Source organism: Cohnella soli (genome assembly GCF_042655525.1).
Taxonomy (GTDB): Bacteria; Bacillota; Bacilli; order Paenibacillales; family Paenibacillaceae; genus Cohnella; species Cohnella soli.
On record NZ_JBHSMI010000005.1, the window covers coordinates 1 to 13,963 of the forward strand.

General features: G+C 54.3%; 8 protein-coding genes and 1 rRNA gene. 2 read left to right on the forward strand and 7 right to left on the reverse strand.

Going from position 1 to position 13,963, the window contains the following annotated elements:
• A 16S ribosomal RNA gene (locus ACFPOF_RS02830) occupies positions 1–193 on the reverse strand; the annotation flags it as partial.
• A gap of 303 nt (positions 194–496) precedes the next feature.
• On the opposite strand from ACFPOF_RS02830, the gene ACFPOF_RS02835 reads away from it, so the two are divergent.
• Complete coding sequence (locus ACFPOF_RS02835) at positions 497–910, forward strand: DUF4395 family protein (protein ID WP_378129427.1); 414 nt, start codon at positions 497–499, stop codon at positions 908–910.
• A gap of 222 nt (positions 911–1,132) precedes the next feature.
• On the opposite strand, the gene ACFPOF_RS02840 is transcribed toward ACFPOF_RS02835, so the two are convergent.
• The 4 genes from ACFPOF_RS02840 to ligA form a co-directional block, all read right to left on the reverse strand.
• Complete coding sequence (locus tag ACFPOF_RS02840; protein ID WP_378129429.1) at positions 1,133–3,325, reverse strand: AAA family ATPase; 2,193 nt, start codon at positions 3,323–3,325, stop codon at positions 1,133–1,135.
• A gap of 18 nt (positions 3,326–3,343) precedes the next feature.
• Positions 3,344–4,609: a hypothetical protein gene (locus ACFPOF_RS02845; protein ID WP_378129431.1), complete on the reverse strand. Its 1,266-nt coding sequence runs from the start codon at positions 4,607–4,609 to the stop codon at positions 3,344–3,346.
• A 99-nt stretch (positions 4,610–4,708) separates the two neighbouring features.
• Positions 4,709–7,324 (reverse strand): outer membrane protein assembly factor BamB family protein, encoded by a 2,616-nt coding sequence (locus ACFPOF_RS02850; protein ID WP_378129433.1) that lies wholly within the window; start codon positions 7,322–7,324, stop codon positions 4,709–4,711.
• 211 nt (positions 7,325–7,535) lie between these two features.
• On the reverse strand, positions 7,536–9,563 hold the full coding sequence (ligA, locus tag ACFPOF_RS02855) for an NAD-dependent DNA ligase LigA (RefSeq protein WP_378129434.1): 2,028 nt from the start codon (positions 9,561–9,563) through the stop codon (positions 7,536–7,538).
• Positions 9,564–9,702: 139 nt separating this feature from the next.
• Here ligA and ACFPOF_RS02860 point away from each other — a divergent pair, with 139 nt between their 5' ends.
• Positions 9,703–10,722, forward strand: a complete 1,020-nt coding sequence (locus tag ACFPOF_RS02860) for a S66 family peptidase (RefSeq protein ID WP_378129436.1) — start codon at positions 9,703–9,705, stop codon at positions 10,720–10,722.
• A 69-nt stretch (positions 10,723–10,791) separates the two neighbouring features.
• Here the strand turns inward: ACFPOF_RS02860 and pcrA are convergent, their stop codons facing one another.
• Positions 10,792–13,212, reverse strand: coding sequence for a DNA helicase PcrA (gene pcrA, locus ACFPOF_RS02865; RefSeq protein WP_378129438.1), 2,421 nt, complete (start codon positions 13,210–13,212; stop codon positions 10,792–10,794).
• Complete coding sequence (pcrB, locus tag ACFPOF_RS02870; protein ID WP_378129440.1) at positions 13,202–13,924, reverse strand: heptaprenylglyceryl phosphate synthase; 723 nt, start codon at positions 13,922–13,924, stop codon at positions 13,202–13,204. Before pcrB ends, pcrA begins: the two co-directional genes overlap by 11 nt.
• Positions 13,925–13,963: the final 39 nt, after the last annotated feature.

Here is a 13,963-nt window from a genome sequence, read left to right on the forward strand (position 1 = left end):
CAAGCGATGTATCCGGTCTTAGCATTCGTTTCCGAATGTTATCCCGATCTGAGGGGCAGGTTGCCTACGTGTTACTCACCCGTCCGCCGCTAACCAAGTTCGAGAGCAAGCTCTCGAACAAGATCCGCTCGACTTGCATGTATTAGGCACGCCGCCAGCGTTCGTCCTGAGCCAGGATCAAACTCTCCATAATAGTTGAAGCCGAAGCTTCTTTATTACAGAGCCTTTTGAGGCTCATTCACTGCTGGTCTTACTTTTGTTTCTTACGCTCTATGTTCAGTTTTCAAAGTACAATTTATAGCTTGTTTTCTTTCGTTTAGCGCCCCGCTCGAGGCGACTTAAAGAATATACCACAGCTTGAAATAGAATTGCAACCCCTTTTTATACTAGAAATATATTCCTGTTTCTATCAGGCTCAAAATCTGCCTATTGCCTTCGCTTCGTAGTTCCATTACATTAATTCTAAGTAAACTTATCAGCATTGGGGTGTATACGAATGCGCGAAGTGCCAATGAGATATGTAAAAGCGAATCAAACCGGTATCGTAATCACCGTTCTTCTTGCTCTCCTCCTTGATCTGCCTTGGCTGCTGGCTGTCTTGTGGGCGATTCAGCTCATCGGTATTGCGACCGATGGCAAGCTCAACTTGTTCGCACGGATAGGTAAAGCAGTATTGAAAAACCCTGGACAGGAAACGCAAGCGCTCGAACTGACTCGCTTTAATAACCTGCTCGCTGTTCTATTTCTTACATTATCTCTTCTTTCTTTCGTTCTCGGCTGGCAGATTGCAGGTTACGTGTTCGCGGCTATGCTGTTACTCGCCGCAAGTATTGCGTTGCTCGGCTACTGCATCGGCTGCACCGTCTACTTCTGGGTTAAGCAAATTCGAGCCGGCAGACGGATCTTCTAATTCCCTCCAGATCACTAAGGGCAGCCCTTCGGTTCAAGTAACCGACGGCTGCCCTTCTTCGTACGAAACATTCTCAGTTACTCGCGCGCCTGATCCCTCCTCCATCAAGATCGTGAAAGAATCCAGCGGAGGTTACATTTCACTCAGTCCCGAGCATAGCCGGCTTGTTCAAGAAATCCTCGACTGATCCATTACCGATGCAGATCAACGGTAAGCCAAAGCTCACTGCCCATCATTCAATTCTTCATACAAATAATCGTATTCCCCAAGCTCCCCACGTGTAAGAGCCCGGTTCGTTTTGTCCAACTCATATTGATAGGCTTTGAAAATGTGCTTCATGCCCACGCGCTCCCGACCTCCGCTCGCAAGGAACGCCGAAGTCAGCGCGATATTCTTGATGCTGCCACCCGCCAACTGCAGCTTGCGGGCAAGGAACGGGTAATCGATGTCCGGGTCCAGAGGCGTCTGAACCGGATAAATATGTTTCCATATCTCCTCGCGCTGTTTCTCGTCAGGGAATGGAAACCGAATGACGTAGTTGATGCGGCGGAGGAACGCTTCGTCCATGTTCTGCAAGTAGTTCGTGGCGAGAATCGAGATGCCTCGGTACTCTTCCATTTTCTGTAGCAAATAAGCGACTTCGGTGTTCGCGTTCTTATCGTGCGAGTCCTTCACCTCGGAACGTTTGCCGAACAGGGCGTCCGCTTCGTCGAAGAACAGCACCGCGTAACTTTTCTGTGCCTCGTCAAAAATTTCGCTTAAATTTTTCTCCGTCTCGCCGATGTACTTGCTGATGATCTGGGACAGATCGATTTTGTAAATCTCCATGTCCAGTTCCTTCGCGACAATCTCCGAAGCCATTGTCTTACCCGTGCCCGGAGGCCCCGAGAACAGAAGGCTGATTCCTGTCCCGTAGCTCAGCTTCTTGTTGAATCCCCAGTTACCGTAGACGGTGTGCTTGTACTGAATATGATTGCAGGCGTGACGTAACTTTTCTTTTTGCGCTTCCGGGAGAACGAGATCGTCCCAACGATTTTTCGGAGACAGACGCTTCGACTTCGCGGCAAGTCCATGGTTAAGTTGCCCGTAACCGGCTTCAATCATGTCCGTCCATCCGATCTGCGCAGTCCCTTCTACGCCCCATTTCCACTCTGAGAGCGAGGCGGCAGACTTAAACGTTTGAGCTATCTGTCCGGGGGTAAAAAGAAACCGAGCTGCCAGTGCCTCCCAGTCGAGTTCAGGAGCCACCTCATACGGCTCAGCCAACGTCCGCCAAGCGGCAGTCCTTTCCTCATCCTGCAATGGCGCGATTTCGATCTCCAGGTCAATCCGGTTGCGGCGATCGATTGTCCGACATGGGCGATCCGACAGCAGAACGACGATGCCCGTCATCTCTGAAAGCTTGTCCAGTGTCAGTTCCGCGTTCACAATTGCCGGATTGTCGCCATCCTCCGGGCGAAAACGGTCCAATACGAGGATCGATTGGCTAATCGTCGCTTCGCGAAAAACGTTCTGGAGCGCATTCTCCGCGTTCGACTCCGAACGGAGCAACTTCACCATGTCCACGATGAGGAGCGGCTCGTCGAAATAGCGGGCCAAATAACGCACATGCGTCTTCTTGCCGACGCCCTTCTCTCCCCATAGGGAAAGAATAATCGGCGCAGCGGCCGCTTCCGTTCGTACGCTTCGATTCGTAAGCCATCGCCTAAGTTTCGTTTGCACGTCTTGATTGCCAAGCAGCGGCTCAAGTACATCGGCTGGACGGGCATGCATCGTATAGTCGGCCATAGTTGCCGGCAAGCCGACTTCGGCATCAAGAACAAACCGAACGACTCTTTCGTCGAGCGATATCGGCTGGGCAAGCAAAGTTCCGGTTCTGGGGGAGCTGGCGGCTTTCACGAAAAACCGTCGCAACATCCCGTCCGGCCGAAGCGCGCGAATGACTTCGCGCCGTTCCTCCGCGTCGTCACTTACGATTGTCGCGATCACATCCGGCGTCAATTGCTTGCCCCCGGGACCTGGCTGCAGCAATTCAAATAACGATTCGTATTTCCGGTCGCACTCGGGAGCCAGACAGACAAGTATGATTTTTTCCTCCAGCGGACTTAAACCGAATACGTTGACAAGGTGCGGCAGTGAGAGACGATGCCCTCGCTTGGTACTCTCCTCCATCCTTGCGGTCCATCGGCGTTCATATTGTTCAATGCCGTCAAGCAGTTCCTGCAAGGCCTTCGTCTCGAACGCGGAACGATCCGAACCACCCGACGATGGCTCCAACGTCTCCTGGATATGAAGCCTCATTGCAATACGATAATCCAGCCATCCCAGTCTTTCGGCGACATAATCCCAGTCGTCCCGATAAGCAAGCGATGCCGTCAGTGACGACGGCATCGTTAGTGGAATCCCCTTATGCATGCTGTATCTGCCTCCTGCTTAACGTCCGAAGAAATTTTTGATCCGGGACAGCACGCCCGTCCCTTCCTCCTTCGGCTTAGCCGCAGCCGCCCGCTCCTTCTCTACTTCCTTGGCCCGCTGCTTGTAGAACTTATGGTGGGCGGTCTCTCCTCGAGCATGCGCCGTCAGCCGCTGCACTTGTTCCGCCGAATCGACGGCCGGAGCCGACGCGCTCGCGGCAGAGCCGCCTTTACCTGCGGCAACGAGCGCCTTACGCTGCTTCTCCATGTTCATGAAGTCGTCGACGTTCTCATATTCGCCGAATTCGGCTTTCCCCATATCCTTGCGGGCTTGGGCCCTTGCTCTGGAACTTCGAACTTGAGCGATTTCTTTCTTGTTCACCTGATCTGCAGCCAGTCCCGCGACGGCGCCGACCGCGCTTCCAATCTTGCCCGCGCCAGGCACGAGATCACCGACTACACCGGTCACCATGCCGACTCCGGCTTTGAATCGGTCGTTGTTGATCTTTGTACCGACAGCACTCGCTTGGGATGCGGTACTCTCCCTGATCGAATCGCTAGTCGTAGTTGCCGCTATACCTTTCAGCAAATCCCGTTCTTTGACATCGTTTTTCTCCGCCATCTTCTGTTTGATGCCTTTGCCGATGACCGGGACCATGCCTGCGGCGGTCTGTGCAGGATTGCTCGTCACGTCATTGATGGCGTTCTTAGCCTTTTGCCCTACGTCGAACAACCCCGGATTCATCTCGTTCTCAATCTTGTTTGTTCGAACGTCTTCTTCCATAGAAACATCTCGCGCCCGCCCGCCGCTGCGTTCCCGTTGCTGAGACAGGTCCCACTTGCCATACCGGGCGTTCTCGATATGTTGGGGGAGGTCGTACCACTTCGGATCGTTGGCGGCATCGGTCATTTTCTTTACGCGATCATGGAATGACTGATCGACCTGCCCAGTGCCGGTTTCCGTAGATTCGACTTCGCCGGATTCGGATTCCGGAGTTTCCGATTCCGGTACAGGCGCCGTATTCGCGGCCTCGGTCGTCGCCTTCGGCTCTTCGGTTGCCAGTTCTGTCGCTTCCGTCTCTGGCGCCTCCTCTTCCTCGCCCCCGCCCCCAAGAAACGGGAAGACGCTCACCGCCCCCTGCGCCTTTAATCTCTTCATAATCGACTTCTTATCGGAAGCCTGTTCGGATTGAGCCGTGTCCGAAACTTCGCCTGCCGCTTCCGGCTGGCCCTTCGACTTCCGCGATTCTTCTAACTCTTTGCGCAGTTCGGCATGTTTCGGCATCGTGGCATCCCCCGACAGCTTAATGATCCTAGTCTATATTTACTATAATAGGTAATCTTCATTACCCCTTCAAGGAAAATATAAACGTCTCTGCTACACTTAAAGTACGCCTTTAGGTCCGATTTTGCCGAAAAAGCCATTGGACGATCCGACATACAACGCCCCATCCAGCGCCGTCAAGCTCCCGAGCACTTGGCTGCTCGGCATGCCGTCGTAATAGCCGACGTCCTGGTCCGCGAATCGATGTTCTACGACGCCGTTAACGCCGTTCACGAGATAGACGTCCGGCCAACCCGCAACTAGAAAGCTTCCCGCGAAGGGAACAATACTCCCGAATGCGGTAAAACCGGCGTTCCAAAGCTGTTTGCCGTCGGATAAGTTCGCGGAAACGAGTATACCGTCCAGTCGAAAAACGATCCGAGAGCCATCGATCGTTCCCCGATCCGCTTTTCCTTTTACCATCCATAACTCCTTACCTGTTCGCGTCTCGACCAGAGCGCTTGTCACGTCTTTGCTATCGTACAAAGGCAGGCCGTCATTCGAACGTTGCACGAACAAGTACCGATCGTCGACAACATCAACATGCACCGCTCTATCGAAAGGGATCCGGATAGACAACTTCGTCTTGCCCGTCGAAGCGTCCGCTAAGAAAAGGGTGTCTTTCGACTTCGTCCAATAACCACTCGGCTCCCGACCCGGAAACCGTCTATCGAAGGTTAACATTTCCTCCCAATTCTCGATGGAGGTGCGGTCGCGAACAGTCCATTTCGTCGAACCGTTGCCTGCGTTCATCGCCGTCAGCTTCGCATCCAACGACTCCAGCGACCCCGTCTGCAACACGAATACCGGCATACCGCCGTTTTGCGAAAGTAACGCGCCCGTGCCTTCGAATGCTTTGCTCCAGAGTTTCTTACCGCTGCGGATATTCCATGCGTCGACGTAAGTCGTCTTGGACTGTTCGTTCTCTTTGTCTTTCTGCACAGTATACGAGAAGGCGGCTACGTTGCCCGAAACCGCTAACCCCATATCCCATACTAACCCGCCGGCCGCCAATTCCTTTATCCAAATCTGCTTTCCCGTATCCGTGCTTATCGCTCGTAAACGATAAGCACCGTTGCCGGTACTGACGCTGTCGCCCGGTTCGTAAAAGACGATCGTCCGTTCCTTCTCCGATACCGCGTAGAGGTGAATGTCGTGGCCAAAATCATGTTTCCATAACCGCTTCCCTGTACGGCGGTCGATGCCATACAGCTGGGACGTTTCATGCATACCGCTGAAGCCGCCGTCCTCACCTGCGACGATCAACGTTTCTTCCGCCTTGCCTACCAAAAAGTTATAGGGAAGATCGGTTTGAATCCGCCATTCGAATCGTTGCATTACAGAAGGAACTACCGGTCTATCTGCCTCGACTGCCCAACGGGTTTGCACGCGCGTCGGCTCATCATCCGAATGCCGGTAGTTCACTCCGAAATCTTCGCCAGCCGATTTGCCCCGCAACCGGTATCCGGTCACTTGCCGGTCATCCGTCCAAGTAATCGTCAGTTCGGTCGATGCGTTCTCGTACCGCCATACTTCCTGCGTCTTAAGCTTGCCGGGTTCTTCAACGTTCTCGGACGATTCTACGAATCTAGGTTTACCGAATAGCGCCTCCACCCTGGACTGGGATTGCCCTTTCCGCAGTTCAGCGATCGCGACGGAAGCGATCCGTCGGAAAGAGAAATTAGCTCCCTTATTATAGAGAGGTTCGCTCTTCTCTCCCCTGTCGGTATCCTCCTTGCGGATCCACACTAACGACGTCGGCGAATCTCCTGAACGATACGTTTGCTTAGCGACGCCGTACCAATCCCCGTATTCGTATAGCGCAGTCGCCTTCTCGCCCGTTGCGAATGAAGCCGATTCCGCGGCCGCATCCGGAAACCAGAGACCGGCAACGGATTGACGAAAGGTCAATTCCAGCGGCCCGATCGGTTTTGCTTTGGCCCATTCCTTCGTTAAGTACCACATCGGCATCCACGAAGTCATACCGTCATCGTCGATTTGAGCGAAGGTGTCCGTAAATGCTTTGAGGGTGAGCGATCTCCCAGGGATGGCCACATAAGAGAAAATCGGCACCGTATGCCAGACGAGATCGAAGCCCGGCGAACTGGCGGACACTTTGATCTGTGCCCCGATCCGGAGGCCGACACGGTCCTGGAACGAGTGATCCTTCGAATCATAAGCTTTAAGCGCTCCCGTGGCGGGCACGAAACTTCGCTTAACGCCTGAAGAGTCTTGATAATAGAAAATGGAGTATAGCAGGCTTCGATCCTCGACCGACCAGAATAACTTCAAGCTTGCACCGATATTAGGATCGGTGTACACCCAAACTTCTGGCTGCGTCCAATCCGAGCCAGAGTACAGGAAAGACGCTTCGAGTTCGTACTCTGTTCCGAACACGATCCTCGCCGCTTCCTGTGACAAGAGCCCCGCTGCATAAAAACCCTCCACAGCCTCTACGCTCAGCTTGCCGTTCATGTAAGGCGAAGTCGTCTCTATAGCAATCGCCGACGGCTTAGCCGTGTCGATCCCGCTTGTCGATGCCGAAGGAGGTGTTGTCGTCGAAACCGTCTTCGGCCCCCTCATCTCCGATGAAGACGAATCTCCCGTACAAGACGAAGTCACCGCCGCAAGCCAGATGAACACTGCTGCCACCGTACCGATCGTTTTCCCGTTCATTCGTTAACCTCCAAACGCATCTCGCGAATCATGTAACGATATCCATTAGACGACAGGAGGATAAAGAAGTTACATTATTTTTCCATTCATATATTCGTTCTAAGCTTATATTTGTAGTTCAGCATATAATTATGTAGCGATGATTGGATCATGAAGAAGGCGAATCCACCGAAGGAGGGGATTCGCCTTGCAATCACAATGACGGAGGAGTTCACACCTCTTCGCCGAGTAGACGAAGAAGCTCCTGCTCGTCCTCGAGCACTTGAATGCCGAGATCACGCGCCTTCGTCAGCTTGCTGCCGGCGCTCTCGCCTGCAATGACGAGATCGGTTTTTTTGGAGACGCTGCCCGACACTTTGGCGCCGAGTGCTTCCAGTTTCTTCGCCGCTTCATCCCGCGACATGAGGGAGAGCGTACCGGTGAGCACGACTGTTTTGCCGAACAACGGGTGATTCGCATCTGCGGAAGCGGAAGCCGGACGGCTGGCCTCCGCCTTGACGCCAAGCGCCCGCATCTTATCGATGCTCTCACGCATAGCCGGATCGCGGAAGAACGAGTAAATACTTTCGGCAACGATGCCGCCGACGTCCGGTAAGCCTATCAGCTCTTCTGTCTCGGCTAACATTAGACGATCCAGATCGCCGAAGTGATCGGCAAGCACTTTGGCCGTCGCCTTGCCCGTATTCGGGATGCCGAGCGCATTCAAGAATTGAGCAAGCTCGCGGGACTTCGATTTCTCCAACGCCGCCAACAGGTTCTCCGCCTTCTTCTCCCCAAAACGCTCGAGCTTGACGAGATCGTCGAACGCGAGAGCATACAGATCAGCCGGATCGCGAACCTCGAGCTCATCATACAATTGCGCCGCTGTTTTGCCACTGAACGTCTCGATATCCATGCAGTCCCGCGACGCAAAGTGGGTAATGCGACCGATCAATTGCTCTTTGCAGCCAAACCGGTTGTTGCAGAACAAGTGCGCACCGCGCATCTCCAGCGGAGAACCGCAGCCTGGACAAACAGTCGGGACGTCGATTGCTCCGCCTTCTTCATCGTCCGCTTTACCGAGAATTTCTGGAATCACATCATTCGATCGGCGAATAAACACTCTTGTTCCGAGGGCGTTCATTAGATTTTTCCGCTCAATGTCCCCGATGTTATTAAGCGTGCAGTTCTGAACGGTAACGCCGGCCAATTCCACCGCTTCTACTCGAGCGAGCGGCGTTATTTTCCCCGTGCGGCCAACTTCCCAAGAGACGGACTCCAGCACGGTCGTCGTCTCCTCGGCTTCGAACTTAAAAGCTACCGCCCAACGCGGAAACTTGTCCGTATATCCGAGAACTTCCCGCGTACGCATATCCGTTAGCTTAACGACCGCTCCGTCGATGAGATAGTCGTGCTCCGAACGGCCGGCCACGACGTTGTCGAGCTCCGCCGCCAAGTCTTCGATTGTGGAGAAGTAGACCGTATACGGGTTGACCGGGAAACGATTCTCTTTCAAAAAAGCAATCATATCGCGATGGTTAGCGAACGTGACGCCGTTCGAGTAACCGACGTTGTAGAAAAACGCATCTAATCGCCGGGCAGCCGTCAGTTTCGGGTCCAGGTTGCGTAGCGCGCCGGCCGCTCCGTTACGAGCGTTCTTCAGCGGCTCTGCCGCCGTCTTATTGTATGCCTCAAGGACGGACAATCGCATAAAGCCTTCGCCCTGCACTTCAACTGTTCCACCTTCGAATCCGATCTGCAGAGGGATCGTACGGATGGTGCGGGCCTGCGCGAGAATACCTTCACCGACTTCCCCGTTGCCCCGAGTGGACGCCTGCGTTAACTCCCCGCCGCTATACGTCAAGTTCAGCGACAGTCCGTCGAACTTCAGCTCCAGCACGTATTCCGGGTTCGGAAGCGGCTGTTCGGGATTGCGTGTATTGTAGTCAGCGATCAAGCGGTTCACACGGGCCGCCCACGCGTTCAAATCCTCAAGGTTCTGCGCCTTGTCCAAGCTCCATAGTCGCGCCAAATGCCGGTGCGGCTCGAAACCTTTCAAGAGCCCTCCTCCAACTCTGCGCGTAGGGGAGGATGGAAGCACGATTCCGCTGGATTGCTCCAGAGTAACTAGTTCATCGTACAGCGCATCGTACTCCTTATCGCTGATCGTCGGTTTATCTTCGGTATAATATCGATGACCATGCTCGTTAAGCTCGGCGACGAGCTTTCGCATCCGCTCCGGGGCGTTCGTAAGTGTCATGGGCAACCTCGCTTTTTTCAAAGTGAAATATCGGCTTTTCCAATAGTCTATTTGAGCGCCTAGGCGCTGTCAAATCAAGACAATTCGTTCTATAATAAGCGTCATACTTGGCCTGCACTCGATGGAAGGAGATTGGCATATGATCCAGTATCCACGATTCACACCCGGCACGACGATAGGCGTCACCGCTCCCTCGTCCGGAATCCCTGTCGAGTTGCATTTCTTACTGCAACAAGCCAGCGAACGGATGACGCGCGAAGGATTTAAGATGCGAATCGGCAAGACGCCATGGCTGCAAAATAAGGCGAAATCGGCGCCTGCAAACGTTAGGGCGCTTGAACTGACCGACTTACTGCGGGACAATGCGGTCGGGCTCATTTTCCCTCCGTGGGGAGGCGAACTGTTGGTAGAAATTCTCGAGCATCTGGATTTCGATACCTTCCCGGTGAAGTGGGTGCTCGGTTACTCCGATGTTAGTGTGCTGCTGCTCTCGATCACGCTGCGAACAGGCATTGCAACCGCACACGGCACGAATTTGGCCGACGTGCGTGGGGAATACTCGGATGAAACAACGGCAGCTTGGCACGCGGCGCTCTCGACGCCCAGCGGCCGAAGCTTCGAGCAACGTTCCTCCCCGTTCTACCAGAAAGAATGGACCCATGACAAACCTTCTCCGTGCGTATTTCACCTGAATGAGCCGACGGAATGGAAAACCGTCTCAGGCGGCCCCACGACGTTCCAAGGCAGGCTGCTCGGCGGATGCGTTGACGTCATTCGCCATCTGATCGGTACGCCGTACGGCGACGTTGCGACATTTCGGCGTAAGCATACCGAAGGCTCCGCAATCGTCTGGTACTTGGAAAACTGCGATCTGAACGCGGTGGACTTGCGCCGCTCTCTCGTGCAGATGCGGCTGGCGGGCTGGTTCGACGGCTGTTCTGGCATCCTGTTCGGACGCAGCGGCGCGAATCGCCCGTTTGACGACTACGCCGAAATCGATGTATACGAAGATTTGGCTCGTGAGCTAAATGTGCCGATCGTCTTTGACATCGACTGCGGGCACGTTCCTCCGCAGATGACTTTCATTAATGGCGCGTATGCGGAGATCGAAGTGTCCGTCGACGGAAAAGGACTCGTTAAGCAAACATTCCTCCCATAAACCAAAGGGGCTTCAGCGTCCTATAGGTGCTGAAGCCTCTCTGGTGTTGTCGCTAACGTGCCGCAACGATCAAATTTTCGTCACCGGGGCGAAAGACGCGAGCAATCGCTTCACGCCGGTCGGCGCTGGAAACGCGATTTGAAGCTCCGTATCGTTGCCCGTCCCCTTGACGGAGACAACTGTCCCGATACCCCATTTGGCGTGTTGAACTTTATCCCCCGCAACGATCGCCATGCCGTCTCCGGCCGGTTTCGCTGCGGATGGAGCTTGAGGCGGAACGACTTGGGGACGATTGGCTGGGGCAATCGTCGGACGGGCGCCGAAACCGGACGGTGCGAGCCCCCCGCCTGTTCCTTCGGAACCCGGCGCGGATGCGGATGGTCTGGCGCCGAAGCTCGAGGAAGAACGTGAGCCGTAGCCTCCTCCTCCACTACCGTAAGAGCTTCCTCCGAAAGACCTTCCGCCGTAGGAACCGCCCCCCGCACGGCCGCCGCCTCCCGGAGAGGAAATCTCTATCAGCGCCGAAGGAATCTCCTCGAGAAAACGAGAAGGCGGGTTCATGCTCGTCCGCCCGTACAGCAGTCTCGTACGAGCCGAAGTGAGGAGGAGTTTCTTCTCGGCGCGCGTGATGCCGACGTAAGCCAGTCTGCGCTCTTCTTCAAGCTCGTCCTGCTCCGCCAACGAACGACTGCTCGGAAAGATGCCTTCCTCCATGCCGACGATGAAGACAACCGGGAACTCCAGTCCTTTGGCGCTGTGCATCGTCATCAGAACGACGGCGTCATTGCTTTCTTCCTCATCGTCCATCGAATCAATGTCCGCAACGAGCGCAAGCTCGGTCAGGAACGATGTAAGCGACTTGTCCTCATTACGTTTCTCGAACTCTTGCGTAACCGACAGGAATTCCTCGATATTTTCCAGCCGGGATTTGGACTCAAGCGTGTTCTCCGCCTGTAATTCGAGCCGATAACCGGACATCTCGAGCAGCTTCTCCGTCAGTTCGGTAACCGACAAGTATTCGACCATCGCACTCAAATTGCGGATCAAGTCACGGAACTCGGACAACGCCGTCTTCGCGCGAGTCTGGATATCGAGATGATAGAGACCGTCACCGAGCAGTCCGTCTCCTTCATTCAGCAGGCGAAGCACGGATACGCCTTTGCGGTTAGCCTCCTCGTGCACTTTCGCCATCGATGTGTCGCCGAGCCCGCGCTTCGGAACGTTAATGATACGGTCGAGACTGTTATCGTCATCCGGATTGTTGATAAGCCGAAGATACGAGAGAATATCCTTGATCTCTTTACGATCGTAGAACTTGATGCCGCCTACGATCTGATACGGTATCTCCGACTTGATAAGCACTTCCTCGACGACCCGTGACATCGCGTTCGTCCGGTACAAAATCGCGTGATCGCCATACCGCTTCGCGCTCTGACGGTTTTTGCGGATTTCGCCGGCGATGAAGTAGCCTTCCTCGTGCTCCGTCTCGCCCTGGTACACCGTGATTTTGTCGCCGCCATCTTGATCCGTCCACAGGTTTTTCGCTTTGCGGCCCGTATTGTTCTTGATCACCGCATTCGCCGCGTCCAGAATGTTCGATGTCGAACGGTAATTCTGCTCGAGCAAAATGCTCTTCGCCTCGGGGTAATCCGCCTCGAAGTTCAAAATGTTCGTAATGTCCGCACCGCGCCAGCGGTAGATCGATTGATCGCTGTCGCCGACGACGCAGATGTTATGGTGTTTGCTCGCCATCAGCTTGCAGAGAGTGTACTGCGCTTTATTCGTATCCTGGTATTCGTCGACGTGAATGTATTTGAATTTGTTCTGATAAAAATCGAGCACTTCCGGAACGTCTTTGAACAATTGGATCGTCATCAGCAGCAAATCGTCAAAATCGAGCGAGTTGTTCGCTTTAAGGCGTTTCTGATACTGTGCATACACTTTGGCCACGATGTTCTGAAAATAATCCCCCTGCTGCTGCTCATACTGCGCCGGAGATATCAGTTCGTTCTTCGCCGCGCTGATCGCCGCTTGGACACCCTTCGGCTCGAACTTCTTCGAGTCGATATTGTTGTCTTTCATCACGTTGCGAATAACGCTCAGTTGATCCGTCGAGTCGAGAATACTGAAGTTGGAGCCGAAACCGATTCTCTCGATATCTTTGCGCAAAATACGCACGCACATGGAGTGGAACGTGCTTACCCAAATGTCTTTGCCCGATGGGCCGACCAGCTTGGAGACGCGTTCCTGCATCTCTCGTGCCGCTTTGTTCGTAAAGGTGATAGCTAGAATGCTCCATGGCGCAGCCAGTCGCTTGGCGATGATATAAGCGATGCGGTGCGTCAGCACCCGGGTTTTGCCGCTTCCGGCGCCAGCCATAATGAGCAGCGGGCCTTGCGTCGTAATCGCAGCTTCCTTCTGCCGCGGGTTTAATCTTTCGATGGCCGAGTCAATGTCGACGACGTTGTCGTTATCGCGTTCAAAAAACATTTGCTTGCTCCTTTGCCGCCGAACGAAGCACGGCTTCAACCGTTGCCAGCGCCGCGTTCGGATTATCGTATATGACGTTGCCGACGACGACCGTATCGGCCGACTCCGCGGCCAACGCCGCCTTGTCCGGACCGTCTATGCCGCCGCCGTAGATGAGATGGGCCTGCTTCAGCCCTTGCTTGATACGCTTCAACAGCGCCATGTCGCCGAATGTGCCGCTATACTCCACGTACAGTACGGGCATATGCCACAACCTGTCCGCAACTTGGGCGTAAGCGATCGCTTCATCGGGTGAAATGTTCGCGTTCGCTCCGGTCAACCGAGCAACTGTCGAGTTGGAGTTCAACACAAGATAGGCTTCTCCGACGATCGACTCCCAGGGCATCAGGTGCCCGAAATCGCGAATCGCTTCGGCATGGTGACCGATTAACCATTCTGTTTTCGGCGTGTTCAGCACGCTTGGGATAAAATAACCATCAAAGCCCGGCACGCCGCAAGAAGGATCGGACAGCTCGAACGCGCACGGCACCTCGTACCGGCGAATCCGACTCATCAAATCGACCGTATTATCGAAAGTTACGCCGCTCGAACCGCCGACGAGAATCGCGTCCGTCCCCGACATGCACACCGCATCAAGCGTCGCGTCGTCGATGGCCCGGTCGGGATCCAGCTTAAAGACATGCCGCCATTGGCTATAAAAAGTAGGGACCATGACAGCCTCCAAATAAGAACATGTGTTTACATTCTAGTC

Coding starts and splice junctions, on each gene's coding strand:
- pcrA (WP_378129438.1), bottom strand. CDS start 13,212: ATGTTTTTTGAACGCGATAACGACAACGTCGTCGACATTGACTCGGCC.
- ACFPOF_RS02840 (WP_378129429.1), bottom strand. CDS start 3,325: ATGCATAAGGGGATTCCACTAACGATGCCGTCGTCACTGACGGCATCG.
- ACFPOF_RS02860 (WP_378129436.1), top strand. CDS start 9,703: ATGATCCAGTATCCACGATTCACACCCGGCACGACGATAGGCGTCACC.
- ACFPOF_RS02835 (WP_378129427.1), top strand. CDS start 497: ATGCGCGAAGTGCCAATGAGATATGTAAAAGCGAATCAAACCGGTATC.
- ACFPOF_RS02845 (WP_378129431.1), bottom strand. CDS start 4,609: ATGCCGAAACATGCCGAACTGCGCAAAGAGTTAGAAGAATCGCGGAAG.
- ligA (WP_378129434.1), bottom strand. CDS start 9,563: ATGACACTTACGAACGCCCCGGAGCGGATGCGAAAGCTCGTCGCCGAG.
- ACFPOF_RS02850 (WP_378129433.1), bottom strand. CDS start 7,324: ATGAACGGGAAAACGATCGGTACGGTGGCAGCAGTGTTCATCTGGCTT.
- pcrB (WP_378129440.1), bottom strand. CDS start 13,924: ATGGTCCCTACTTTTTATAGCCAATGGCGGCATGTCTTTAAGCTGGAT.